We start from the raw sequence: 21,782 nt of genomic DNA on the forward strand, positions 1-21,782 counted from the left end.
GCTCCCCCCGGAGGTATTTGCGAAGCAGAGAAACAGGGTGCCGCGCGTCATGCTTCTTTGCTTCGCAAATACCTCCGGAGGGGTGCGGGGAGGCAGCGCCTCCCCGCCTTTTTGCAATTACCTGCGCCCCCAGCGCGACCTTCGACCCGGAGTGGGGGCGGCGCGGGCTTGTTCCCTGAGAAAGACGAAGAGCCCGGCGCCGATGATCAGCGCGCAGCCGGTCCAGGTGGCGGGGGTGGGCCATTCGGCAAACGTCAGCCAGCCCCAGAAGATCGCCAGCGGCAGGCCGATGTATTCGAAGGGAGCGATGGTGGCGGCGTCCGCCAGCCTGTAGGCGGCGCTGAGGCAGTAGCCGACGATGCCGGAGCACAGGCCGAGGCCGATGAAGACGGGCCAGTCTTCGGCAGTGGGCCAGACCCATGCGCGCAGCAGGAAGATGAGGCTTTCGTTGGTGACCCCTTCGGCGAAGCGCCCGTCGCCTGCCACCGCGAAGAATGCCATCGAGACGAGCAGGAACGTCCCCTGGATGTAGACCGCCATGGCCGAAGCGCGGGTGGTCACGCCCAGCCGCCGCGTCAGGACTTGCATCACCGCGTAGAACAGCGCCGCCACGACGGGCAGCAGGAGGACCGTGCGGCTGACTTCGACCGAGGCGTTCCACGGTTGCTGCATGATGACGACCCCGGCAAGGCCTGCGAGTACGGCACCGATCCTGAGCGGGCCGACCCTTTCGCCCAGCATGGGGATCGACAGCAGCGTGATGAATAGGGGGGCGACAAAGAACAGCGCCGTGGCTTGTCCCAAGGGCAGCACCGCCACAGCCGCGTAATAGGTCATGTTCGCCAGCACCACCAGCAGGCCGCGCAACGCGTGCGCCCAGGGGCGGGTGGTGCGCAGGATTGACAGGCCACCCTCCATCCGCACGAAGCCCAGGGTGAAGATCAGCCCGATGGCGGAGCGGAAGAACACCATCTGGTGCAGCGGGTAACCGCCGGACAGCCACTTGATGAGCAGGTCGTTCACCGAGATGGCCACGACGCCGAGGCAGATGAGGAGGATTCCGAGGGCGGGTCTGTCTTCGCTGTTGGTCATCCTTCGGGGGTAAGCCGTCAGGCGCGACACGTCCTGTCGGAAAACGACAGGAATAGGTCATATGCGCAAATGCACGATTGCTTTCCGAACGACCCGGTTTAGATGTGATTGCGCAAACAGGAGGCATTCCCATGGCCATGGTCGACATTTCAGGCGTCAGGAAACGCTACGAGGGCGGGTTCGAGGCGCTGCGCGGCGTGGATCTGTCCATTGCCGAGGGCGAGATCCTCGCGCTGCTTGGCCCCAACGGTGCGGGCAAGACGACGCTGATCTCGGCCATCTGCGGGATCACCCTGCCGACCGAAGGCACCATCTGCGTTGGCGGGCATGACGTGGTCACGGACTATCGCGCGGCGCGCAATCTGGTGGGCTTGGTGCCGCAGGAGATCAACCTCGAACCCTTTGAGAAGGTTATCAACACGGTGCGGTTTTCGCGCGGGTTGTTCGGCAAGCCGAAGGACGAGGCGCTTCTGGAGGATGTGCTGCGCAAGCTTTCGTTGTGGGACAAGCGCAATGCGGCGATCCGCGAGTTGTCGGGCGGCATGAAGCGCCGTGTCCTCATCGCCAAGGCGCTGGCGCATGAGCCGCGCGTGCTGTTCCTCGACGAACCCACCGCCGGCGTCGACGTGGAACTGCGCCGCGACATGTGGGAGGTGGTGGCCGACCTGAAACGGCAGGGCGTGACCATCATCCTCACCACCCATTACATCGAGGAGGCCGAAGCCATCGCCGACCGCGTGGGCGTCATCAACCGCGGCCAGATCCTGCTGGTGGAGGAGAAGGACGCGCTGATGAAGCGCATGGGCGAAAAGGAATTGCGCATCGAACTAGGCAGCCCGCTGGACGCGGTGCCTGATGCGTTGCGCGATTTCGGGCTGGTGGTCGATGGCGGCGACCTTGTCTATCGCTACGATTCCCATGCCGAGAGGACCGGGATCGGGCGGCTCATGGCCGCCGTCGCCGCCGAGGGGCTGGTGGTGCGTGACGTCGCCACCGGGCAGAAATCGCTCGAGGACATTTTCGTGGGCCTCGTGGCCGAGCAGGAGGACGCGGCATGAACTGGCGCGCGGTTGCAGCGATCTATCGCTTTGAAATGGCGCGGTTCTTCCGCACCCTGTTCCAGAGCTTCATCTCTCCGGTCATCTCGACCTCTCTGTATTTCGTGGTCTTCGGCGCGGCGATCGGGTCGCGCATCGACCAGGTCGAGGGCGTCAGCTACGGCGCGTTCATCGTGCCGGGCCTCATCATGCTGAGCGTCATGACGCAGGCACTGTCCAACGCCTCCTTCGGCATCTACTTTCCGAAGTTCGTCGGCACCATCTACGAGCTGCTCTCGGCCCCGGTGAATTTCCTCGAGATCGTAATGGGTTACGTCGGGGCGGCGGCGACCAAGGCGCTGTTCATCGGGCTTGTGATCCTTGCCACCTCGGCGCTCTTCGTGGACCTGACGATCCTGCACCCGGTGGCCATGCTGGCCTTCATGGTGCTGACCTGCCTGTCGTTCTCGCTGTTCGGCTTCATCATCGGCATCTGGGCGAAGAACTTCGAGCAGTTGCAGCTGATCCCCATGCTGGTGGTGACGCCGCTGGTGTTCCTGGGGGGCGCGTTCTACTCGATCTCGATGTTGCCGGGGGCGTGGCAGACGGTCGCCCTGTTCAACCCGGTGGTCTACCTGATCTCGGGCTTCCGCTGGGCGTTCTTTGGTTTGGCAGACGTGCCGGTGGGCCTGTCGCTGCTGGCGATCTTCGGGTTCTTCCTGCTGTGCCTTGCGGTGATCTGGTGGATCTTCCGCACGGGTTGGCGCATCCGGTCGTGATCTTGCCTGCCGTGCGGTCCGGGCGCATGCTGCGGGCGGAGTCGCGGCACGGAGGCGGGAGATGCGGCGCAGGGACGGGTTGAGGGTCATGGGCGCGGCGGCTCTGTGGGCGGCGTTGCCGACGGGCGTCGGGGCGGGCACGCGGCAGCCGACGGGCTACCTGCGCACGAACTGGAGCCGCGATCCGCTGGCGCTGGGGTCCTATTCCTTTGACGCGGCGGGGGCGCGGGCCGGGGACCGCGCGGCCTTGGCCGAGCCGGTCGCGGGGCGGCTGTTCTTTGCCGGGGAGGCGGCGCACCCGGAATACAATTCCACCGTGCACGCGGCGCTGGAGAGCGGCGAACTGGCCGCCGAGGCGCTGATGGAGACCGAGGCGGAGCGGGTCGCGGTGATCGGGGCGGGCGTGGCCGGGCTGGCTGCGGCGCAGATGCTGACGATGGAGGGGCTGGACGTCACGGTGATCGAGGCGCGCGACCGCATCGGCGGGCGCATCCTGACGGACCGAAGCCTTGGGCTGCCGTTGGACCTAGGGGCAAGCTGGCTGCATGGCACTGCGGGCAACCCGTTGACGCAGCGGGCCGATGCGCTGGGGCTGGAACGGGTCGAGACAGGCGAGCAGGTGCTGATCCGGGGCGGAGACGGGCGGCTGATCGCGGACGATGACGCGCCCGACTGGCTGGAGGCGGTCGCCTCGGTTCAGCACGGCCTGGGCGCGGATGCGGACGAGGTGGATGTCGACCGGACCGAGGCGCGGGATGCGGCGGATTACGACGGGCCGGAGCAGGTATTTCCGGGCGGCTACGACGGCATCCTGCGGTCCTTTGACGGGGACTACGCGATCCGCACCGGGTCGCCCGTCACGCAGGTCCGGCTGACGGCGGGCGGGGTGAGCGTAGAGGGCGAGGCCTTCGACGCCTGCATCGTCACGGTGTCGCTGGGCGTTCTGAAATCGGGAGCCATCCGCTTTGATCCGCCGCTGCCGGAGGACAAGCGGGCTGCCATAGACCGTCTGGGGATGGGTGTGCTGGACAAGCTCTACCTGCGCTTTGATGCGCCGTTCTGGGATGTGGGCCCGACTTGGCTGCAGACGCCGGAGACGGGCTTGCCGGAGGGGCAATTCAACGAGTGGCTGAACCTTCAGGCGCTGCTGGGGGTGCCGGTGCTGGTGGCGTTCAACGGCGGTTCGGCGGCGCGGGACCTGTCGGGTCTGGACGACGCGGCGCTGCTGGCGCGTGCCCTGTCGGTGCTGGACCGCGCCTGGGGGTGACGGGTCAGATCGTTGCGGGCTGGCCGCGCCCGCCCATGGCCCAGTCCATCGTCATGCCGCCGATCCACATGCAGAACAGGGCCAGCCACGCGGTGCCGGCAAAGATCGACCCGCCGGAGACCCCTGCGCCGATGGCGCAGCCACCCGCCAGCATGCCGCCAAAGCCCATGAGGACCGCGCCGATCATGGCATTGCGCATGGGAGTGGGGCCTTCGAAGCCCTGGAATTTCAGCTCCTTGGCGACCAGTGCTGACAGGAAGGACCCCAGCACCACGCCCGGAACGAGGCCCACGTCAAACTCCAGTCCGGCATTCCGGTCGAGGAAGAACATCAGCGTGTTGGCCGAGGGGCCGGTGAAGGTGAGGCTTTCGATCTGCACCGGCTCAAAGGCCGACTGGGACAGCATGTAGGTGAGCCCGTACCCCACGGCCGCGGCAAACCCCACGCCAGAAGCAAAGACCAGACGGGAGAACCCGATACGGTTGCGGCGTGACAGTTCCAGCGCCAGCAGCGCGATGATGAGGCCGATCACCAGACCCGCCTCGCGCGGGAGGTGCAGCGCGGCGAGCAGGTCCATGTTCCGCCCGCCCGAGGTAATCCAGAGCGAGGCAAGGTAGTCCCGGATCGGTGACAGCCAGCCCGTCAGCGACATCTGGGCCACCACGGCAAAGATCAGCCCCGAGACGACAGAGCGCAGGTTCCCGGTCGCGGCCAGCACCAGCAGCCTGCCCGAACAGCCGCGTGCCAGCACCATGCCCGCGCCGAACAGCAGCCCGCCGATCACCGCGCCGGACCAGCTGCCCGGCACGGCCATCATGCGGGCATCGGCGGTTTCGAGAAGTCCCAGGAGCTGCGCGCCCTGCACCCAGACCACGGCGGTCGAGAAGGTCAGCAACCAGACGGCCACCTTGTCCTGCATCATCCCCCGGGCGAATTCGACCGTGGCGGCGCGCAGGCAGAAGCGCGAGCGATGCGCCGCCACGCCGAAGATCACCCCGGTGATGAGGCCAAAGAGCGCGGCGGTCGGGGATTCTCCGATCCGGTCGATCAGGGGGACGACGTCCATGGGTGGGCTCCTCTCACGCGTGTTGCGCAGGGTGATGCCCGAGAATCGACAAGGATGTCTTGATACAGATCAGAAGACGTGAATGTTTGCCACGTCAGGCAGGCGTGGCGGTGAACAGAACCTGTCCGCGGGGCAGCATCCGGTCGTCCCGCTGCACCGCCCAGCCTGTGACCTGCGCCATGTGGGTCACGTCCTCGGGCAGGACGTGGTAGGGCGCGCGGAGGTCGTGCGTCACCACCCCGTCGGGCTGGCGGAAGGGGCGCGCGGCGTGACCGGCGTCCGGGGCGAGGAATACGGTGAACATCACGCGCTCCAGCGCCGGGAAGCGGCGCAGGTTGGTCAGCGCGCGGCGCAGGTAGGCCATGGGCAGGTGCGGAAAGACCGCAAAGGCGATGGCGTGGGTGATGGTGTCCGGCACGCCGGGGAAGTCGAAGGACTGGTCCTCGATCAGCTGGGTTTCCGGCAGGCGGGAGGGGTCCTCCAGCTCCTGTGCGTGACCGGCCAGCAGTAGCGCGCGCGAGGCGTCCGTGGCCCAGTAGTGGCCCGGATCAAGGTAGGGCACGGCCTTGCAGCCCAGCCGCAGCGCGCCCGCGCCGATGTCGAGCAGGTGGTGGTCGGGGCGCAGCCCTGCGTCGCGTAGAATCTCCATCTGGATGCGGCCCGTCTCGTCCCAGCGGCCTCCGACGATGGAACGGTGGCGTCCTTCGGCGATGGCCGAGGCGTGAAAGTTCTCGGCGTCGTAGGGGTTGTGACGGGCGGACATGGCGGGCTTTCGCAGGGAGGGCAGGGGCGGCGGGCAGGCGGTTTTCCATGGACGACGCGCGGGGTCATTTTCAAGAGAGAATCGCGGGGCTGTCACAGGCAGCCTCGCGCGGGACGGGGCACGGGACGGGACACGTGCACAGGTGGCAGGACCATGACCGGGATGAACGACGCGACCGCGATGATGCAGTTCGACCTGACGGCGGCCATGTTGCAGACCATGCCGGTGATCGCCAACGCCGACCATGCGCCGCTCGAGGGGGGCGAGGACCCGGCCTTTGGCACGGTGCGCTGGAAGACGCTGTTCGACGGTGACAAGACGGCGACCTCGTCCATGGTGCCGGGCGTGGCGGAGTTCGGGCCGGAGGGTACGCTGCTGCCCCATCGCCATACCACCGGCGAGATATACTTTGGCCTGTCGGGCAGCGGCGTGGTGACCATCGACGGCGTCGCGCATGAGATATCGCCGGGTGTGGCGCTGTATGTGCATTCGGATGCCGGGCACGGCACGGTGGCCGGGCCGGTGGGGGTACGTCTTTCCGCGCGACCGGTTCGCGGAGGTCGGATACCGGTTTTCCGCACAGGCGGTGTGACGGGCTGCCCGTCAGGAAACATGCCCCGCGCATGGATTTTATCTCGCCAAGGTCGCGTGACAGGCGTAATCGGGGATCATGACACCGATTCCGCTTTCCGACGCCCGTGACCTGCCGCTGCACAAGCGGCCCATCACGCTCTTGTTCCTCATGGCCATCGCCATGCCGCTGAGCTTTGCCACCTGGTCGGCGCTGCTCAACAACTTTGTCATCGAGGTGGCGCAGTTCGACGGGTCGGATATCGGCTGGCTGCATTCGGTGCGCGAAATTCCGGGGTTTCTGGCCATCGGGGTGATCCTTGTCATCATGGTGATGCGCGAGCAGGTGCTGGCGCTGGTGTCGCTGGCGCTGCTGGGTGTGGCGACGGCGGTGACGGCGTGGTTCCCGACGATGGGCGGGCTGCTGATGGTGACGCTCTTCTCGTCTATCGGCTTTCATTATTACGAGACGGTAAACCAGTCGCTCCAGCTGCAATGGCTGCCCAAGGACCGCGCGCCGCAGGTGCTGGGCTGGCTGATCGCCGCCGGGTCTGCGGCGACGCTGGTGGCCTATGGCATCATCGTCATGACGTGGGAGACGCTGGACCTGTCCTATGACACCGTGTTCATGGTGTCGGGCGGGCTGACGCTGGTGATCGTCGCCTATTGCGCGGTGATGTTCCCCCAGTTCGACAGCCCCAACCCGCAGAAGAAGACATTCGTGCTGCGCCGCCGCTACTGGCTGTATTACGCGTTGCAGTTCATGGCCGGGGCGCGTCGACAGATCTTTGTGGTCTTCGCGGGCTTCATGATGGTGGAGCGCTTTGGCTTTGACGTGCACGAGGTGACGGGGCTGTACCTCATCAACCTCGTCGCCAACATGCTGATCGGGCCAGTGTTCGGCAAGGCGGTGTTCAGGTTCGGCGAGCGGAATACGCTGGTGTTCGAATATACCGGGCTGGCGATCGTCTTTGCGCTGTACGGCGGGATCTACTGGTTCGGCTGGGGCGTGGTGCTGGCGGCGGTTCTGTATGTCGTCGACCACCTGTTCTTTGCCATGGCACTGGCGCTGAAGACCTATTTCCAGAAGATCGCCGATCCGGGGGACATCGCGCCCACCGCCGCAGTGGCCTTTACCATCAACCACATCGCGGCGGTCTTTCTGCCGGCCGCGCTGGGCTACCTTTGGCTGGTGGCGCCGGGGGCGGTGTTTGGCATGGCGACATGCTTTGCGCTGGTGTCGCTGGGTCTGGCGCTCATGATCCCGCGCCACCCGGAACCGGGGAACGAGACGCGGTTCGCACGCTTCGTCCCGGCCCCGGCGGAGTGACGTTAACCTTTTGCGATCCGGGGTGCTTTGATTTTAAAGCGGTTTTCCCGGATTGCGGGGGCAAATTGTCAGCTGGCAATTTAACCTTTTGCCCGCATCACCGGCAGAGCGGTTGGATGTCGAAGCTGGTGATCTGGTCGTTGTAGACCTCGAATTTCAGTTTCGACATGCAGCCGGTGGCGGTGGTGGCCGTGCCCTCCAGCACCGTGGGCGCCCCTGCCGTGACGGAGGCGCTGTTGAACGTCACCTTCTCGTATGGCTTAGCACCTGCGAACATCTGGGCGAATTTCTCCTGTGTGAACTGGTCCCGCAGGCCGGGATGCATCAGCGCATGGGCCCCGGCTGTGTCGCCGGAACTGGATTTCCGGACGAAATCCTTGGCGATGTCCCGCGCGCCAGAGGAAAAAAAGGACACCGCAACAAGCACAACGACGATGAAGCCGACGAAGCCGCCGACGATCTTGAGGAAGGTTTTCATGGCAATACTCCTAAATAATGAGGAAAGGATTGCCCAAGACCGCGCGCCCGGCAACGGATTCCTTCATCTTTGCGGGTCGGGTCTGTCGTGCTGGCGCAGGCGGGCAAGCTGGTGTAAGGGCCGTGCAACTTCACCGGAGAGATACAGATGCCCACCTGGACCGCCTTTACCAAGCTTGATGACAAGGCCCGCGCCGAGGCGCTGGGCGAGGCGCTGGAAGAGGTCTGGCCGGAGCCGACCGGCGTTGGCGTGTTCGAGATCGAGGATGGGTCGGGCACATGGGAAGTCGGTGCCTATTTCATCGAGGAACCGGACGACGTGGAACTGGCGCTGCTGGCGGCGGCGTTCCAGTCCAACGCCTTTGTCATCTCCGAGGTGCCGGACACCGATTGGGTCGACAAGGTGCGCCGCGAACTGACGCCGGTCGTGGCGGGGCGGTTCTTTGTCTATGGCTCGCATGATGCGGACAAGATCCCCGAGGGGTCGGAACCGCTGCTGATCGAGGCGGCCATGGCGTTCGGCACGGGCCACCACGGCACGACGCAGGGCTGCCTGGAGGCGCTGGACGCGCTGGCGAACGAGGGGTTCGTGGGGCAGAACGTGGCGGATATCGGCTGTGGCACGGCGGTGCTGGGCATGGGTGCAGCGCGCATCTGGCCGAACCCGGTGATCGTGTCGGACATCGACGAGGTCGCGGTCGAGGTGGCAGAGGCCAACGTTGCGGCCAATGGGCTGACGGACAAGGTGATCTGCGTCGAGGCGGCGGGCTTTGAGAACGACGCGCTGCACGCGCGGGCGCCTTATGATCTGGTCTTTGCCAATATCCTCAAGCAGCCGCTGATCGACCTCGCACCGTCCATGAAGGCGCATGTGGCCGAGGGCGGTTACATGATTCTGTCGGGCATCCTGACGCGGCAGGCCGACGAGGTGGTCGCGGCCTACGCGGAACAGGGAATCAGCGAAGTGCGTCGCGGTGTGATCGGCGACTGGGTGACGCTGCTGCTGCGCAAATAAGGCGGTCGTCACGGGTGTGACTGTATATGGAGGTCGCCGGATGGCCCGATACCACCGCATGTGGCGGTGATCGGGCAGGTCCGGCGGGCTTCGGCGGAAAATAAGTTTGGTTAACGTCAGATTTGCGTAAAACCTGCGGCACCTGCCCAAATCTCGCCACATTCTTTGGCTAAAAATGTGTTTAACCGGTGGGGGCCGGTACACACGAGGCTGTCATGGAAGACGCGCTCCGCAGTTATAACCGCCGCCAGGACGCCGTTCGTCGCAAGCACGAGCGGATGGCGAAGGGCTACGTCACCAAGCTGGACAAGAAAACCGGCGTCTACGTTCAGGAACCCGACAGGGCAGCCAAGGCCACGGGGTCGTCCCTGCGGACGCTGGTCTGGGCGGCGCTCGCCTTCTTTGGGTTCAAGGTGCTGGTGCTGGGGTTCCTCGGCCAGGCCGAATATCTCGCAAATGTCGAAACACTGGCGCAGGGCACGATGTACGAACGTGTTGGCGCATGGTTCATGCAGGTTGATCCGATCACCGCAAAATTGGCTGAAATCGTCTCTCTCGTGGTTTCCTGATCTCTCTGTCTCCGCTGCTCACGGAACAAAAGGCCGCGTTTCCTGATGGGAACGCGGCCTTTCTTTTCCGGGCAGACTGATCGGCAGGAGGGGCGCAGCCGTTGGAGGGTTTCCCCGGCTGCGCGGTCCCGGCCGTTTAGTAGCGGCTGGAAACGTGGTCGATGTCGCCACGGCACAGGCCGATGTCCTCGAGCTCGCGGTCGGTGAGCGAGGACAGGCTCTTGCGCGTCATGCGCGCGTCGTTCCAGTGGTGCAGCGCGCCGAAGGCGGCGGTAAACATGGAGCCGATGCGGGCGGCGGAACCGGTGTGGGAATGGATGCGGGTGGTGTCGAATGCGGACATTTTGGAAGCTCTCGATAGGGGGGTGTGTTTGTTTTCAAAGCGCACGTAAAATGTGCAGGCGGCCCGGACAAGCCGAAGTTTCTGCATGGTTCTCATGCGGTTTTTGCATGGCTCGATAAGCGGTTAATCGCCTTTAAAACAAGGCTAAAATCCGCCGAAACAGGGGTCGTTTCTGCGCTGCAGAATGACGATTTTCGACGTCGTTTTTGAGCGTTTGTCGCGGACGGTGATGGTGTTGTCGTTTTTCGCCCTGGCGGTATTAACCTTGGCAAATGTTCGCGTTTCGTGCTAATCGTGACGGCAAAACAACAAAAGTGGGCGAGGATGCGGGTTTTGGGCATTGACCCGGGGTTGAGACACCTCGGATGGGGCGTCATCGACGTCGAGGGCAGCCGACTCAGGCATGTGGCGAACGGAACCTGCGACTCGGATGGTGGCGACGAGCTTGCGATGCGGCTCTTGTCGCTGCATCGGCAATTGACCGATGTGTTCCGGCAATACGCGCCCGAGCAGGCGGCGATCGAGCAGACCTTCGTGAACAAGGACGCGGTGGGCACCCTGAAGCTGGGGCAGGCGCGGGGTGTCGCGCTGCTGGTGCCGGCGCAGTTCGGTATCTCGGTCGGGGAATACGCGCCGAACCAGGTGAAGAAGACGGTCGTGGGCGTGGGCCACGCCGACAAGAAGCAGATCCAGCACATGGTAAAGATGCAACTGCCGGGGGTCGTGCTGACTGGGCCGGACGCGGCGGATGCGCTGGCGATTGCGATCTGCCATGCGCATCAGTCGGGGATGCAGCGGATGAGGGTGAGGGCATGAGGGCTTTGTCATGATCGGGCGCATTGCCGGGGTGATCGTCTACAAGGGCGACGACCACGTTTTGATCGACGTGCGGGGCGTGGGCTACGTGGTCTATTGCACCGACCGGGTGCTGGCCTCCCTGGGCCGCGCAGGCGAGGCGGCGGCGTTGTTCACCGACCTTCTGGTGCGCGAGGACCTGTTGCAGCTGTTCGGCTTCCCCTCGCTGGTGGAAAAGGAGTGGTTCAGGCTCCTGATGTCGGTGCAGGGCGTGGGGGCTAAGGCGTCTTTGGCGATCCTGTCGGCCTTGGGCGCGGATGGGGTCAGCCGTGCCATTGCGCTGGGCGACTGGAACGCGATCAAGGCGGCCAAGGGGATCGGCCCCAAGACGGCGCAGCGGGTGGTGAACGAGCTGAAGGACAAGGCGCCGATGGTCATGGCCATGGGCTTTGGCGCGGTGGCGGGCACGCCCGCGCCCGCGCTGGACGACGAGGCGGTGATCGAGGACGTGGCGCCGGTGGCGGTGACGGCTGCGCCTGCTCCGAGTGCTTCGGCGCAGGCGGAGGCGTTGTCGGCCTTGGGCAACCTCGGTTATGCGCCGGGAGAGGCAGCGAGTGCCGTGGCGCAGGCGGCGGGGGAGGCTCCGGAAGCGGACACCGCCGGGCTGATCCGCGCGGCGTTGAAACTGCTGGCGCCCAAGGGGTAAGGGGGAGTCGGGGTGTAACCCCGACCTACGCGAGGACCAAGGTTGGAGTTTGCCGACATCCTGGACCAGAACGGCCTGCAGCGCCGGGACGTGGCTCTGGCCCTGCACAAGGTGCCGACTGCGTCGGGACGGGTTGCCCTGGCGGGGCTTGTCGAGACGGATATCGACGCATTCGAGGCTTACCAGTCCACCCACGCAGCCGGACCGGAGGCGACGGTCCGCAAGCGCGCGATCATGGCGAGTTTCCTGGCTTTGCCGGATGGGGAGCTGTGCTTTGTCGGGTTGTACCGTCGCAGGGGCGAGGCGCCGGTGACGGTAGAGGGGCTGCGGGGCGATGCGGCCTTCATGCGTATGGTGGCGGCTGTCGATCCTGACGTGCAGCTTGAAAGCCTTGCGACACGGGCGCGGTTCTCCTTTGACCGGATGGATGAGATGGCCGAGTTGCGTGGTCGTCTGGTCGTCGCTGATCCCGGTGGCCGGGCCTATATGCGATTGGCGGAAACGACGTGCCTGCCGGTTCTGGAATTGCGCCGGACTTGGGGTCTGACCCCGCCCGCGCCCGATTGGCAGGGGTTCGTCGTCACGGCCGAGTTGGTGCGGTCCCTGCCATCAACATGGGCGGCGCGCCTGCGGGAGTGGCGCGGCGTATACCTGATCGTGGATGAGCGGGACGGGGCCCGGTACGTGGGTTCGGCTTATGGTGCAGAGAACCTGTTGGGGCGCTGGCGGTCACACGTGGCGCGTGACAGGGGGGTGACCGTGGAATTGCAACGGCGCGATCCGGCGACTTTCCGGTTTTCGATCCTCGAACTGGTTGCGCCGACGGCCCGGGCAGAGGATGTTGTGGCGCTGGAAAGCCTGTGGAAAGAGCGCCTGCACACGCGCCGTTTTGGATTGAATGCGAACTGATGAGCCAGACACCTGATCCGACATTGCGCCCGGACCCGATGCCGGAAGATCGTGATCGCGCGCTGCGTCCGCAGATGCTGGACGATTTCGTGGGCCAGGCGGAGGCGCGGGCGAACCTGCGGGTGTTTATCGAGTCGGCCCGTCAGCGTGGCGAGGCGATGGACCACACGCTGTTCCACGGCCCGCCCGGACTGGGGAAGACCACGCTGGCGCAGATCATGGCGCGCGAGTTGGGTGTGGGGTTCCGCATGACCTCTGGTCCCGTTTTGGCGAAGGCGGGCGATCTGGCGGCGATCCTGACCAACCTCGAGGCGCGGGACGTGCTGTTCATCGACGAGATTCACCGCATGAGCGCGGTGGTCGAGGAGGTGCTGTATCCGGCGATGGAGGATTACGAGCTGGATCTCGTCATCGGGGAGGGGCCTGCGGCGCGCACGGTGCGGATCGAGTTGCAGCCCTTCACGCTGGTGGGGGCGACGACGCGGCTGGGGCTGTTGCAGACGCCCTTGCGGGACCGGTTTGGCATTCCGACGCGGTTGAATTTCTACACGGTGCAGGAGTTGGAGACGATTGTCGCCAGCAATGCCCGCAAGCTGGGGGTGCGTGTCGAGGGCGACGGTGCCATGGAGATCGCCAAGCGAGCGCGGGGCACGCCGCGGATCGCGGGGCGGCTTTTGCGCCGCGTGGTGGATTTCGCGGTGGTCGAGGGTGGCGGCGTGGTGACACGTCAGCTCGCGGATTCGTCCCTGACGCGGCTGGGCGTGGACGGGCTGGGGCTGGATGGTGCGGACCGGCGCTATCTGCGTCTGATCGCCGAGAGCTATGGCGGCGGGCCGGTGGGGATCGAGACCCTGTCGGCGGCGCTGAGCGAGAGCCGCGATGCGCTGGAAGAGGTGGTGGAGCCGTATCTGCTGCAACAGGGGTTGATCCAGCGGACGCCGCGTGGACGGATGCTGACGCAGGCCTCCTGGCGGCATATCGGGCTGGAGCCGCCGCGTCCGCCGTCGCAGGGGACGCTGTTCGACGGCTGACCTTGTCCTGAGGGGGCGGCGGGGTATAACCCCGCCCTACGCGACCTATCTGCGTTGCGCTGGCAGACAGCGGGGATCGAGTATTTGGACCATGAAGAAGCACAGGGCGCGCTGACGCCTTCGGATGTCGAGGCGCTGTTTACCCGCGCGGATGGCACGTATCATTGTGCGCGCTGGGGGCGGCCGATTGCGCCGATCGTTTTCGGCGTGCAGGACGAGACGCTGGCGGTGGTGAAGGGCGCGCTGGAGGCGGTCTGTGCGCTGGCGGGGCACCAGATGGCCGAGACCGACCCGGAGCAGGGCACCAACCTGATGGTGTTCTTTTTCCGCGCGTGGGACGAGCTGCTGGCGGTGCCGGACCTTGGCCAACTGGTCGAGGGCTTGCCGGAGATGCTGGCGCGGCTGAAGGCCGAGGCGGCGAACCAGTACCGGGTGTTCCGCTTTGATGCGGATGGGTCGATCCGGGCGGCTTTCGTGTTCCTGCGCATGGACCGGGCGCTGGCGGCTGTGCCCGCCGAGGAACTGGCGCTTGGGCAGGTGGTGCGGATCATGCTGAGCTGGGGCGAGGCGGCTTTTGCCGTCCGGTCGCCCTTGGCGGTTGCGGCTGGGCGGGTCGTTTTGCGACCGGATATCGCGGCGCTGATTTGCGCGGCATATGACCCGGTGATGCCTGCGGTGGGGGCGGATGCCAGCCACGCCTTGCGGCTTTATGCGAGGATTGCCTCAAATTTGCCAAAAACTTGACGCATCTGTCGGAGGTCCCGTCAACTCTGCGGGCGCTGCCTGCACATGTGCCGAGGATGCCTCCCCTTGCCCCTGTTCTATAGTGAAGACGACACGGATGGTGTGGTCGAACTGACCATTCGCGGAATGCTGTCGCGCGCGGATTATGCTGCGGTGCTGCCACATATGGCGGCCTTGATGGCGCGTCACGACAGGGTTGGAGTCGTGGAGGTCGTGGAGAGTTTCGCGGGCTTCGAAGATGGCGATATCGAGCTGGGTGTCGATCCGGCGGCGCTGAAGGGCGTCGGGCGCGTGGCGCTGGTGTCCGATATCGGCTGGTTCTGTCCGATCCTGTCCAAGGCGCCGGGCATGGCCGGGATACAGGTGCGCAGTTACCGGCTGGAGGACCTGGACGCCGCGCGGGCCTGGGTGCGCGAAGGGGTCGCAGCACGGGCGTAGCGGGCATGAAAAAGGGCGGGGGAGGACCCGCCCTTTTGGTTTGTCCGTCTGGCGGGGGGCTCAGCGCACCATGCCGACGATGTCCAGCGTCCGCTTCATGATCGGGTCGGCGATCTCGCGGGCACGCTCGGCGCCGCGGCGCAGGATGGCGTCGATCTCGTCCGGGTTCTGCATGAGGCGCGACATTTCCCCCGAGATGGGCGAGAGTTTCGCCACGGCCAGCTCTGCCAGCATGGGCTTGAACTCGGAGAACTGCTTGCCGCCGACCTCGGACAGGACCTGTGCCTGTGTCTGGTCGTTCAGCGCGGCGTAGATGTTCACCAGGTTGCGCGCCTCGGGACGGCCTTCGAGGCCTTCGGCCTCTGACGGCAGGGCGTCGGGGTCGGTTTTCGCCTTGCGGATCTTGGAGGCGATGGCGTCGGCGTCATCGGTCAGGTTGATGCGCGAGGCGTCCGAAGGGTCGGATTTCGACATCTTTTTCGACCCGTCGCGCAGGGACATGACGCGGGTTGCCGTGCCTTCGATCACCGGCTCGGGGATCGGGAAGAAGTCGACGCCGAAGTCATGGTTGAACTTCAACGCGATGTCGCGGGTCAGTTCGACGTGCTGCTTCTGGTCCTCGCCCACGGGGACGTGGGTGGCGTGGTAGAGCAGGATGTCGGCGGCCATGAGCGCCGGGTAGGCGAACAGCCCGAGCGAGGCGTTCTGCGTGTTCTTGCCCGCCTTGTCCTTCCACTGGGTCATGCGCTGCATCCAGCCCATGCGGGCGACGCAGTTGAAGATCCAGCCAAGCTCGGCGTGGCCGGGCACCTGCGACTGGTTGAACAGGATCGACTTTTCCGGATCGACGCCCGAGGCGATGAACCCGGCACACAGCTCGCGCGTGTTGTGGCGCAGCGCCTGTGCGTCGTTCAGCACGTTGGTGATCGCGTGCAGGTCGACCATGCAGAAAATGGATTCGACGCCGTTGTTCTGGCTGTCGGCGAAACGCTTCAGGGCGCCGAGATAATTGCCGAGCGTCAGCCCACCGGAGGGCTGGATGCCGGAAAAGACACGGGGCTTGAAGGCGGGAGAGGTTTGGACCCCCTCGGTCATGGCGGTACTCCATCTGGAAGTTTGTGCCCGGCTGGCGTACCGAGGGGGCCGAGCACCGTCAAGGAAGAAGCCATGACCCATCCGCACAACGAAGCCCCCGTGAACCCGCTGCCTCCCGTGGTGGTGGCCCTGTTCCTCGTGCTGCTGGGGGTCGAGGCGGTGTTTTCGCTGTCCGAGATGGGGCTGGTGGGCGGTCGTGACGCGGTGGGTCTGCGCATCGACTATATCCAGCGGTTCGGGTTCAGCGGCCAGCTGTTCGACTGGATGCTGGAAAACAACACGTGGCCGGTGGAGCACCTGCTGCGGTTCTTCTCCTACCCGTTTTTGCATGGGTCGTTCTACCAGGCGGCCTTTGCCATGGTCTTTGTCCTCGCCATGGGGAAGGTCGTGGTGGAGGCCATGGGGGCGATCCCCTTCGTGGTGATCTTTTTCGCCAGTGCGGCAGTGGGGGCGGTGGCCTTTGGCCTGCTGAGCAACAGCCCGTGGCTGATCGGGGCCTATCCGTCGGCCTTTGGCCTGATTGGCGGGTTTTCCTATCTACTGTGGTTGCGGCTGGGCGCGGTTGGGGCACCGCAGTTGCGGGCGTTCAGCCTGATCGGGATGTTGATGGGCATCCAGCTGGTGTTCGGGCTGCTGTTCGGCACGGATGACAGCTGGATCGCCGAGATCGCGGGCTTTGTCACCGGGTTCGCCCTGTCGATGGTACTGATCCCCGGCGGCTGGGCGCGGTTGCTGGCAAAGTTGCGCGGGCAGTAGGTCGCACTCGTCCCGCGCGATCTTGACAGGCGCAACGCCGGGGAGGACGGTTTCCACAAGGGGAATGTGTCCAGCGATGGGAGCGCCGGGATGAAACCGCTGACGACCGATGGGATCAGTGCAAAGCTGCTGCTGGACGCGGCAGAGCGGCAGTTCGTGACCGGGCGCGACGACGGCGCGGCGCTGGATTTCCGCTATGTCCTGATGTGTGACCTGTATATCAAGGCGCGGTCCTACGCGCTGATGAACAAGCCCGCCTTCTGGTTGAGCATGGTCTTTGCGCTGGCGGTCATCTGCTGGCCGCTGTTGGGGGCCTATTACGAACAGGTGAAACTGTTCCAGTCCACCGTGGCCCTGACCACCCTGTCGGCGCTGTTCGCGCTGAGTTTCGCGCTGTATTCGACGTATCGCAAGCGGCAGACCTCGATCGAGAGCCTGATGCGGATCGTGCTGTTTTCCAATGACGGCAAGGCGAGCCTGAGCACAGAGATTGCCAAGCATTTGCAGGCCATCGACGCGGGGTTCGACTTTCAGTCCATCGTGGATGCGCAGTCCGGCAAGGACGTGGTGCCGCAGGAGACGCCCAAGCCCGAAGCGGAGAAGAGCTAGGGTCAGGTTCCCGGCAACGGGATTTCCCGGGCGAGTTGCTAGAACAGGATGTCCGGCAGGCGATGGCGCAGCGGACGGGCCGACGGGGGCGTCACGGCCTCAAGCGGTGCCTTGGCCTGTCGCCAGGCGGAGGCGCTGAAGGAGTCGGGCGTCTGGCCCAGCCAGTGTTGCGCGCGGCGATCCAGCAGGTCGGCGGCAAAGGACGGGTTGCGGACCAGGACGGAGGCTTCGGTGTCCAGAGCCAAGGCGCGGCGGGTCAGGACATGCGAACCGAGGATGGCGAAGGTCCGGTCTATCACCGCGAGGCGTCCGGGCAGGGGATCCGGGCCAGTGGCAGGTGCCTGACCCAACGCCTGGGTGAGGATTGTCAGCCGTGACCCGAAGGCGCGGCAGAGGCGGGAGAGTTGAGCGTCTTGCAGGGCGCGGGCGTGGTTCACGCCACCCGCGGCTCCGGCCAGCGGCAGGCGGTCGGCGCGTGGGTCGAGGATCAGCACGACATTCAGGTCGGGGGCGGATGTCGCGGCGCGGGTCAGGGCCTCGGTCAGCGCGGCATCGCGGAAGGCCGTGGTCTCGATGTAGACGCTGTCGCGTGCGGCGGCGAAGTGGCGGGCCAGCTGCGTGGCAAAGCTGGTGTCGCGCGGCTGTGCGGTCAGGCGGAACGGGTCGGTTCGAGGGTCGGACAGCGTGCGCAGGAGGCGCAGTTCGGGGCGGCTTTGCCGGCGGGTGACGCTATGGAAGGGGCGCGCCGGCGTGGCCAGCGGCGGGGCTTTGGTCGCAATGGCGGCGGCCCAGCTGTCGGCGAAATGGGCGCGCAGGGCTCCGGCGAAATCCGCGTCTTCGATCAGGGCCGCGACATCGTGCCATGCGGTGTCGGAGCGGCGGGCGTCGAGGCTGAAGCCGCCGATGAGGGCGCGTTCTCCGTCGGCGATGGCGAAGGACTGGTTGATGTGTTGGCTGCGCAGCGGGTGCGTGCCTTTCAGGGTGGCGCGCTGGGGCATGGTGAGGTGGCGCGGTTCGTCCTGCCTCAGGCGTTTGAGCGCGCGGCGCAGGGGGCCGCGCAGGCGCCAGCGCCAGACCGCCCCGGCCTGTTGGCCATGGGGCGCGCAGAGGATCTGCGCATCGCCTTGCGCGACATTGGCGAAACCCGAGGCCGTCAGCCAGGCGCGCCTGTGGCGGGCGGAGTCGAGCAGGGGATCGTCGTCTCCGAAGGCCACGAACAAGCGCACACCGCGACGGGTCAGCCAGGGGATGAGGTCGGTCCATGTGGACAGGCCGAGTTCGCGCAGACGTTCCGTTTGCAGTGGCGTGTCGGGCGCGAAGCTGCGGAAGGCGAGGATCAGCTCGGACTGCGCGTCGGCGGCGAGGGTTTCGAGCGCGGCGAGGGTGTCGTCGCGGGTGAGCAGGGCCTTGAGCTGCGGTGCCGGGGTCATGACGCCCTCCTGCGGCGCAGGATGCTGCGGAATTCGGACAGTTGGAAGGCGCCGAGCAGTTGTCCGGCGATGCCGTAGACGATGCTGCCGATGACGATCAGCAGAAGCAGGGCAAAGATGCGGACGAAGGATTGTTCCAGCCATGGCCGCAGCAGGAGTTCCGCACCGTAGAGCGCGGCGCCCATCACCAGCGAGGCGGCAATGATGCGGAAGACGCGGGCGTGAAAGCGGCTGTCGAAGCGGGCAACGTCGCCCATGCGGCGCGCGCCCCATGCCAGTTGCACGACCATGGTCCAGCCCGCCAGCGAGGTGGCGATGGCCGGGGCGATCCAGCCAATGTAGGGCGCAAGGCCGATGGCGGCGATGGCGTTCACCACCATGGACCAGACGGCGTAGCGGAAGGGGGAACGGGTGTCCTCGCGCGCGAAATACAGCGGTTGCAGCACCTTTTGCAGGACAAACGCGGGCAGGCCGAGGCCGTAGATTGCCACGGCCAGCGCCATGGCCTGTACGTCTTCTGGCCCGGTGCGGCCGCGTTCGAACAGGACCGACACGAGGGGGACGGGCATGACCACCAGCGCCACGGCACAGGGGACGGTGAGGGCGAGGCTGAGTTCCCCGGCGCGGGAGAAGGCCGCGCGCCCGCCCGCGTGATCCTCGGCCTTCAGGCGGCGCGAGAGGTCGGGCAGCAGGACGATGCCGATGGCGATGCCCACGACGCCCAGCGGCAGTTGATACAGGCGGTCGGCGTTGAACAGCCAGCTGACGGCCTTGTCGAAGTGCGAGGCGACCTGTTGTCCGACGAGGAGGTTGACCTGCATGACGCCCCCGGCCAGCGCGGCGGGGATGGCGATGCGGGTCAGGCGCTTCATGTCCGGGGTCCAGCGCGGCAGGCCGGGGCGAACGCGCAGCCCGGCGCGGGAGGCCGCGACCCAGACCAGTGCCAGCTGCGCGACGCCGGCGATGGGAATGCACCAGATCAGCCACCAGATCGCCTCGCCACCGAGGTAGGAGGGGCCGAAGAGCAGCGCAGTGACCACGAGGATGTTCAGCATCACGGGTGCTGCTGCGGCGGCGGCGAAATGGCCCATGGCATTGAGCGCGCCGGAAAACAGCGCCGCCAGCGAGATCAGCAGGATATAGGGAAAGGTCACGCGCCCGAAGGCGGTGGTGAGGTCAAAGCGTTCGTCGCCGGAAAACCCCCCGGCGGTGGCCCAGACCAGCGCGGGCATGAAGATCAGCGCCAGCGCGGTCAGGATCAGCAGGCAGAAGGCCAGCCCGTTGAAGGCGTCGCGGGCAAAGCGCTGCGGGTCCTCGTCCGCTTCGACCTTCTTGGAGAAGATCGGCACGAAGGCGGCGTTGAACGCGCCTTCGGCAAAGAAGCGGCGGAACATGTTGGGCAGGCGGAAGGCGGCGACGAAGGCATCCATCAGCGGTCCGGGACCGATCAGCGTGGCGATGAGGATGTCGCGGACGAGGCCGAGCACGCGGGACGCAAGCGTCCAGAAGCCGACGGTGAGCACGCCCGAGAGGAGGCGGATGGGTTTCATGATCTGGGATCGCCTGCATTGGTTTGGCGATGGAGTAGCGCGAAAGGGCGGCGGCGTGAACCCCGGCCCGCCCGGCCTGCACGGTTCCTGCACATCATTTCCGGGGGGCGAGGGGAGGGGGCGCGGGTGGCGGGGGCGGGGGGGGGGGGGGGGGGGGGGGGGGGGGGGGGGGGGGGCGCTGCCCCCCGGCCTGCGGCCTCCCCCCGGAGGATTTCGGCCAAGAAGAAGCGGGATGTCTTGTGATTGTATTCGGATGGTGGGACTCTTGCTTCAGGATGTAAGGGGGAGTGCGTGATGCCCTTGTTTCGGGACGTGGCCCAGCTGCGGGCGATGATGGCAGAGGCCGGGTTGGGTGGGCAGGTCGAGGCGGTCGTGGCGACGGCGTTGCCTGCGCTGGCGATGCTGCGTCAGCGGGTGCCGGACGGTCCGGAGCACCTGCTGGCCTCGCGGCTGGGCGGGCTTCCGGCCTTGCCGCCGGGGGTGGCCTGGCCGGTGCGCGGGCCCTTGCCGGATGCCGCGGAGCGGGGACGGCTTATGGACGAGGCGCTTGAACTTCAGGAACAGGTCTGGAGGAACCCTCCGTTGTTTTTCCTGCCGGACGGCGCAGATGCCGAAGGGGACGCGGCTGTAGACCAGAAGGAAGCCCAGTCAAGGATGGTAGAGGATGTCGTGGCGGGCATGCATGCGGTTCACGCGATCAAGCGGCCTGCGCTGTTCCGTCCCATGCCGTTGGGCTTTGTCGGGCAGATCAACCTTGCGCAGATGGCGGCGGCGGGGTCCTTGCCGCCGGAGTTTCCGGATCACGGCCTGCTGTCGGTCTTTTACGATACCTCCACGTGGCAGGGCGCTGTGCGCGTGTTCCATCACGCCGAGACGGAGCGATTGGAACGGCGCGACGTTCCCGAGGCGCTGATCCGGTTCTGGGATGCAACCGAGACGGGCCGTCCCTGGGCCGGCATGACGGACTGCGCCGTGTTGAGTGGGTCTCCCTGCGTCTCGATACCGGAACACTGGCCCCTTCTGTCGCGCGGCAATGCTTTGGCGGAGTGGATCGAGAGCCTATGGGGGTATGATCCGTTCCGGGCCGAGGGCGCGGGGGAGGATTTCGGCGAGCAGTTTGGCGGTTGGGCTGACGGTTTGCAGACGCTTCCGGAGCTGGAGATTGATCCGGGGTTGTACGAGCGGTCGTGGCAGCCGGGCCGCAGCGGTTGGCGGCATGTCATGACGTTCAGCGCGGAGGGTTTCGCAACCGATCGCTACCTCGTCAGTGCCGGGGATGCCGAGTTGTACCTGATGGTGCCGGAGGAGGACCTGGCGGAGTGGCGGTTCGACCGGGCGGTGATCGTCGATCAAGCGACATGATTTTGCCCGTTGCGAATACCTGAGTATTTTACTTATAAATAATCTGCGG

24 protein-coding genes are annotated in these 21,782 nt (G+C 66.0%); 16 read left to right on the forward strand and 8 right to left on the reverse strand.

Annotated features, from left to right (window positions below; genetic code table 11):
* Positions 1-117 precede the first annotated feature (117 nt).
* The gene (locus ACP16H_RS05160) at positions 118-1,092 is read right to left on the reverse strand and encodes a DMT family transporter (protein ID WP_425071196.1); all 975 of its coding nucleotides are present in this window, start codon (positions 1,090-1,092) and stop codon (positions 118-120) included.
* 131 nt (positions 1,093-1,223) lie between these two features.
* On the opposite strand from ACP16H_RS05160, the gene ACP16H_RS05165 reads away from it, so the two are divergent.
* From ACP16H_RS05165 to ACP16H_RS05175, 3 genes are all read left to right on the forward strand, one after another.
* Positions 1,224-2,150 (forward strand): ABC transporter ATP-binding protein, encoded by a 927-nt coding sequence (locus ACP16H_RS05165; protein WP_425071197.1) that lies wholly within the window; start codon positions 1,224-1,226, stop codon positions 2,148-2,150.
* Positions 2,147-2,908, forward strand: a complete 762-nt coding sequence (locus tag ACP16H_RS05170; RefSeq protein WP_425071198.1) for an ABC transporter permease — start codon at positions 2,147-2,149, stop codon at positions 2,906-2,908. Before ACP16H_RS05165 ends, ACP16H_RS05170 begins: the two co-directional genes overlap by 4 nt.
* 61 nt (positions 2,909-2,969) lie before the next feature.
* Positions 2,970-4,175, forward strand: coding sequence for an FAD-dependent oxidoreductase (locus ACP16H_RS05175; protein WP_425071199.1), 1,206 nt, complete (start codon positions 2,970-2,972; stop codon positions 4,173-4,175).
* A gap of 4 nt (positions 4,176-4,179) precedes the next feature.
* Here the strand turns inward: ACP16H_RS05175 and ACP16H_RS05180 are convergent, their stop codons facing one another.
* Together ACP16H_RS05180 and ACP16H_RS05185 are read right to left on the reverse strand one after the other, a co-directional pair.
* Positions 4,180-5,241, reverse strand: a complete 1,062-nt coding sequence (locus ACP16H_RS05180; protein ID WP_425071200.1) for a YeeE/YedE family protein — start codon at positions 5,239-5,241, stop codon at positions 4,180-4,182.
* Positions 5,242-5,335: 94 nt separating this feature from the next.
* The gene (locus tag ACP16H_RS05185) at positions 5,336-6,004 is read right to left on the reverse strand and encodes a class I SAM-dependent methyltransferase (RefSeq protein WP_425071201.1); all 669 of its coding nucleotides are present in this window, start codon (positions 6,002-6,004) and stop codon (positions 5,336-5,338) included.
* Positions 6,005-6,157: 153 nt separating this feature from the next.
* Between ACP16H_RS05185 and ACP16H_RS05190 the strand changes: the two genes are divergently transcribed.
* Positions 6,158-6,706 carry a cupin domain-containing protein gene (locus ACP16H_RS05190; protein WP_425071202.1) on the forward strand — a complete coding sequence of 183 codons (549 nt, stop codon included), beginning with the start codon at positions 6,158-6,160 and terminating at the stop codon, positions 6,704-6,706.
* Positions 6,672-7,904 carry an MFS transporter gene (locus ACP16H_RS05195; RefSeq protein ID WP_425071438.1) on the forward strand — a complete coding sequence of 411 codons (1,233 nt, stop codon included), beginning with the start codon at positions 6,672-6,674 and terminating at the stop codon, positions 7,902-7,904. Before ACP16H_RS05190 ends, ACP16H_RS05195 begins: the two co-directional genes overlap by 35 nt.
* A 97-nt stretch (positions 7,905-8,001) precedes the next feature.
* Here ACP16H_RS05195 and ACP16H_RS05200 read toward each other — a convergent pair whose 3' ends face one another.
* On the reverse strand, positions 8,002-8,382 hold the full coding sequence (locus ACP16H_RS05200; protein WP_425071203.1) for a hypothetical protein: 381 nt from the start codon (positions 8,380-8,382) through the stop codon (positions 8,002-8,004).
* 147 nt (positions 8,383-8,529) lie between these two features.
* Between ACP16H_RS05200 and ACP16H_RS05205 the strand changes: the two genes are divergently transcribed.
* On the forward strand, positions 8,530-9,396 hold the full coding sequence (locus ACP16H_RS05205) for a 50S ribosomal protein L11 methyltransferase (protein WP_425071204.1): 867 nt from the start codon (positions 8,530-8,532) through the stop codon (positions 9,394-9,396).
* A gap of 215 nt (positions 9,397-9,611) precedes the next feature.
* Complete coding sequence (locus tag ACP16H_RS05210) at positions 9,612-9,965, forward strand: hypothetical protein (protein WP_425071205.1); 354 nt, start codon at positions 9,612-9,614, stop codon at positions 9,963-9,965.
* Between the two features lie 136 nt (positions 9,966-10,101).
* On the opposite strand, the gene ACP16H_RS05215 is transcribed toward ACP16H_RS05210, so the two are convergent.
* Positions 10,102-10,308 (reverse strand): DUF1127 domain-containing protein, encoded by a 207-nt coding sequence (locus tag ACP16H_RS05215; RefSeq protein WP_425071206.1) that lies wholly within the window; start codon positions 10,306-10,308, stop codon positions 10,102-10,104.
* Positions 10,309-10,632: 324 nt separating this feature from the next.
* Between ACP16H_RS05215 and ruvC the strand changes: the two genes are divergently transcribed.
* The 6 genes from ruvC (at position 10,633) to ACP16H_RS05245 (ending at position 14,931) form a co-directional block, all read left to right on the forward strand.
* Positions 10,633-11,124, forward strand: coding sequence for a crossover junction endodeoxyribonuclease RuvC (gene ruvC / locus ACP16H_RS05220; RefSeq protein ID WP_425071207.1), 492 nt, complete (start codon positions 10,633-10,635; stop codon positions 11,122-11,124).
* 10 nt (positions 11,125-11,134) lie between these two features.
* Entirely contained in the window at positions 11,135-11,809 is a 675-nt protein-coding gene (ruvA, locus tag ACP16H_RS05225) for a Holliday junction branch migration protein RuvA (protein WP_425071208.1), read from the forward strand.
* A gap of 42 nt (positions 11,810-11,851) precedes the next feature.
* On the forward strand, positions 11,852-12,718 hold the full coding sequence (locus tag ACP16H_RS05230) for a GIY-YIG nuclease family protein (RefSeq protein WP_425071209.1): 867 nt from the start codon (positions 11,852-11,854) through the stop codon (positions 12,716-12,718).
* Complete coding sequence (gene ruvB, locus ACP16H_RS05235) at positions 12,718-13,749, forward strand: Holliday junction branch migration DNA helicase RuvB (RefSeq protein ID WP_425071210.1); 1,032 nt, start codon at positions 12,718-12,720, stop codon at positions 13,747-13,749. Before ACP16H_RS05230 ends, ruvB begins: the two co-directional genes overlap by 1 nt.
* A gap of 111 nt (positions 13,750-13,860) precedes the next feature.
* Entirely contained in the window at positions 13,861-14,493 is a 633-nt protein-coding gene (locus ACP16H_RS05240; RefSeq protein ID WP_425071439.1) for a hypothetical protein, read from the forward strand.
* A 66-nt stretch (positions 14,494-14,559) separates the two neighbouring features.
* Positions 14,560-14,931 (forward strand): STAS/SEC14 domain-containing protein, encoded by a 372-nt coding sequence (locus ACP16H_RS05245; RefSeq protein WP_425071211.1) that lies wholly within the window; start codon positions 14,560-14,562, stop codon positions 14,929-14,931.
* Positions 14,932-14,991: 60 nt separating this feature from the next.
* Here ACP16H_RS05245 and trpS read toward each other — a convergent pair whose 3' ends face one another.
* Complete coding sequence (gene trpS, locus ACP16H_RS05250) at positions 14,992-16,026, reverse strand: tryptophan--tRNA ligase (protein WP_425071212.1); 1,035 nt, start codon at positions 16,024-16,026, stop codon at positions 14,992-14,994.
* A gap of 72 nt (positions 16,027-16,098) precedes the next feature.
* Between trpS and ACP16H_RS05255 the strand changes: the two genes are divergently transcribed.
* Both ACP16H_RS05255 and ACP16H_RS05260 read left to right on the forward strand, forming a co-directional pair.
* Entirely contained in the window at positions 16,099-16,782 is a 684-nt protein-coding gene (locus ACP16H_RS05255; RefSeq protein WP_425071213.1) for a rhomboid family intramembrane serine protease, read from the forward strand.
* 90 nt (positions 16,783-16,872) lie between these two features.
* On the forward strand, positions 16,873-17,391 hold the full coding sequence (locus tag ACP16H_RS05260) for a hypothetical protein (RefSeq protein WP_425071214.1): 519 nt from the start codon (positions 16,873-16,875) through the stop codon (positions 17,389-17,391).
* A 38-nt stretch (positions 17,392-17,429) separates the two neighbouring features.
* Here ACP16H_RS05260 and ACP16H_RS05265 read toward each other — a convergent pair whose 3' ends face one another.
* Together ACP16H_RS05265 and murJ are read right to left on the reverse strand one after the other, a co-directional pair.
* Positions 17,430-18,821 carry a phospholipase D-like domain-containing protein gene (locus tag ACP16H_RS05265; RefSeq protein ID WP_425071215.1) on the reverse strand — a complete coding sequence of 464 codons (1,392 nt, stop codon included), beginning with the start codon at positions 18,819-18,821 and terminating at the stop codon, positions 17,430-17,432.
* Positions 18,818-20,371, reverse strand: coding sequence for a murein biosynthesis integral membrane protein MurJ (gene murJ / locus ACP16H_RS05270; RefSeq protein WP_425071216.1), 1,554 nt, complete (start codon positions 20,369-20,371; stop codon positions 18,818-18,820). The genes ACP16H_RS05265 and murJ overlap by 4 nt, the downstream gene beginning before the upstream one ends.
* Positions 20,372-20,665: 294 nt before the next feature.
* Between murJ and ACP16H_RS05275 the strand changes: the two genes are divergently transcribed.
* A complete protein-coding gene (locus ACP16H_RS05275; RefSeq protein ID WP_425071217.1) occupies positions 20,666-21,733 on the forward strand; it encodes a DUF1963 domain-containing protein in 1,068 nt (355 codons plus the stop codon).
* Positions 21,734-21,782: the final 49 nt, after the last annotated feature.

Origin of the sequence: Sagittula sp. S175 (genome assembly GCF_049800975.1) — a bacterium.
Taxonomy (GTDB): Bacteria; Pseudomonadota; Alphaproteobacteria; order Rhodobacterales; family Rhodobacteraceae; genus Sagittula.

What these genes read in the sequence shown, in the direction of transcription:
- ACP16H_RS05160 (WP_425071196.1), bottom strand. Translation starts at nt 1,092, where the DNA reads ATGACCAACAGCGAAGACAGACCCGCCCTCGGAATCCTCCTCATCTGC.
- ACP16H_RS05165 (WP_425071197.1), top strand. Translation starts at nt 1,224, where the DNA reads ATGGCCATGGTCGACATTTCAGGCGTCAGGAAACGCTACGAGGGCGGG.
- ACP16H_RS05170 (WP_425071198.1), top strand. Translation starts at nt 2,147, where the DNA reads ATGAACTGGCGCGCGGTTGCAGCGATCTATCGCTTTGAAATGGCGCGG.
- ACP16H_RS05175 (WP_425071199.1), top strand. Translation starts at nt 2,970, where the DNA reads ATGCGGCGCAGGGACGGGTTGAGGGTCATGGGCGCGGCGGCTCTGTGG.
- ACP16H_RS05180 (WP_425071200.1), bottom strand. Translation starts at nt 5,241, where the DNA reads ATGGACGTCGTCCCCCTGATCGACCGGATCGGAGAATCCCCGACCGCC.
- ACP16H_RS05185 (WP_425071201.1), bottom strand. Translation starts at nt 6,004, where the DNA reads ATGTCCGCCCGTCACAACCCCTACGACGCCGAGAACTTTCACGCCTCG.
- ACP16H_RS05190 (WP_425071202.1), top strand. Translation starts at nt 6,158, where the DNA reads ATGACCGGGATGAACGACGCGACCGCGATGATGCAGTTCGACCTGACG.
- ACP16H_RS05200 (WP_425071203.1), bottom strand. Translation starts at nt 8,382, where the DNA reads ATGAAAACCTTCCTCAAGATCGTCGGCGGCTTCGTCGGCTTCATCGTC.
- ACP16H_RS05205 (WP_425071204.1), top strand. Translation starts at nt 8,530, where the DNA reads ATGCCCACCTGGACCGCCTTTACCAAGCTTGATGACAAGGCCCGCGCC.
- ACP16H_RS05210 (WP_425071205.1), top strand. Translation starts at nt 9,612, where the DNA reads ATGGAAGACGCGCTCCGCAGTTATAACCGCCGCCAGGACGCCGTTCGT.
- ACP16H_RS05215 (WP_425071206.1), bottom strand. Translation starts at nt 10,308, where the DNA reads ATGTCCGCATTCGACACCACCCGCATCCATTCCCACACCGGTTCCGCC.
- ruvC (WP_425071207.1), top strand. Translation starts at nt 10,633, where the DNA reads ATGCGGGTTTTGGGCATTGACCCGGGGTTGAGACACCTCGGATGGGGC.
- ruvA (WP_425071208.1), top strand. Translation starts at nt 11,135, where the DNA reads ATGATCGGGCGCATTGCCGGGGTGATCGTCTACAAGGGCGACGACCAC.
- ruvB (WP_425071210.1), top strand. Translation starts at nt 12,718, where the DNA reads ATGAGCCAGACACCTGATCCGACATTGCGCCCGGACCCGATGCCGGAA.
- trpS (WP_425071212.1), bottom strand. Translation starts at nt 16,026, where the DNA reads ATGACCGAGGGGGTCCAAACCTCTCCCGCCTTCAAGCCCCGTGTCTTT.
- ACP16H_RS05255 (WP_425071213.1), top strand. Translation starts at nt 16,099, where the DNA reads ATGACCCATCCGCACAACGAAGCCCCCGTGAACCCGCTGCCTCCCGTG.
- ACP16H_RS05260 (WP_425071214.1), top strand. Translation starts at nt 16,873, where the DNA reads ATGAAACCGCTGACGACCGATGGGATCAGTGCAAAGCTGCTGCTGGAC.
- ACP16H_RS05265 (WP_425071215.1), bottom strand. Translation starts at nt 18,821, where the DNA reads ATGACCCCGGCACCGCAGCTCAAGGCCCTGCTCACCCGCGACGACACC.
- murJ (WP_425071216.1), bottom strand. Translation starts at nt 20,371, where the DNA reads ATGAAACCCATCCGCCTCCTCTCGGGCGTGCTCACCGTCGGCTTCTGG.
- ACP16H_RS05275 (WP_425071217.1), top strand. Translation starts at nt 20,666, where the DNA reads ATGCCCTTGTTTCGGGACGTGGCCCAGCTGCGGGCGATGATGGCAGAG.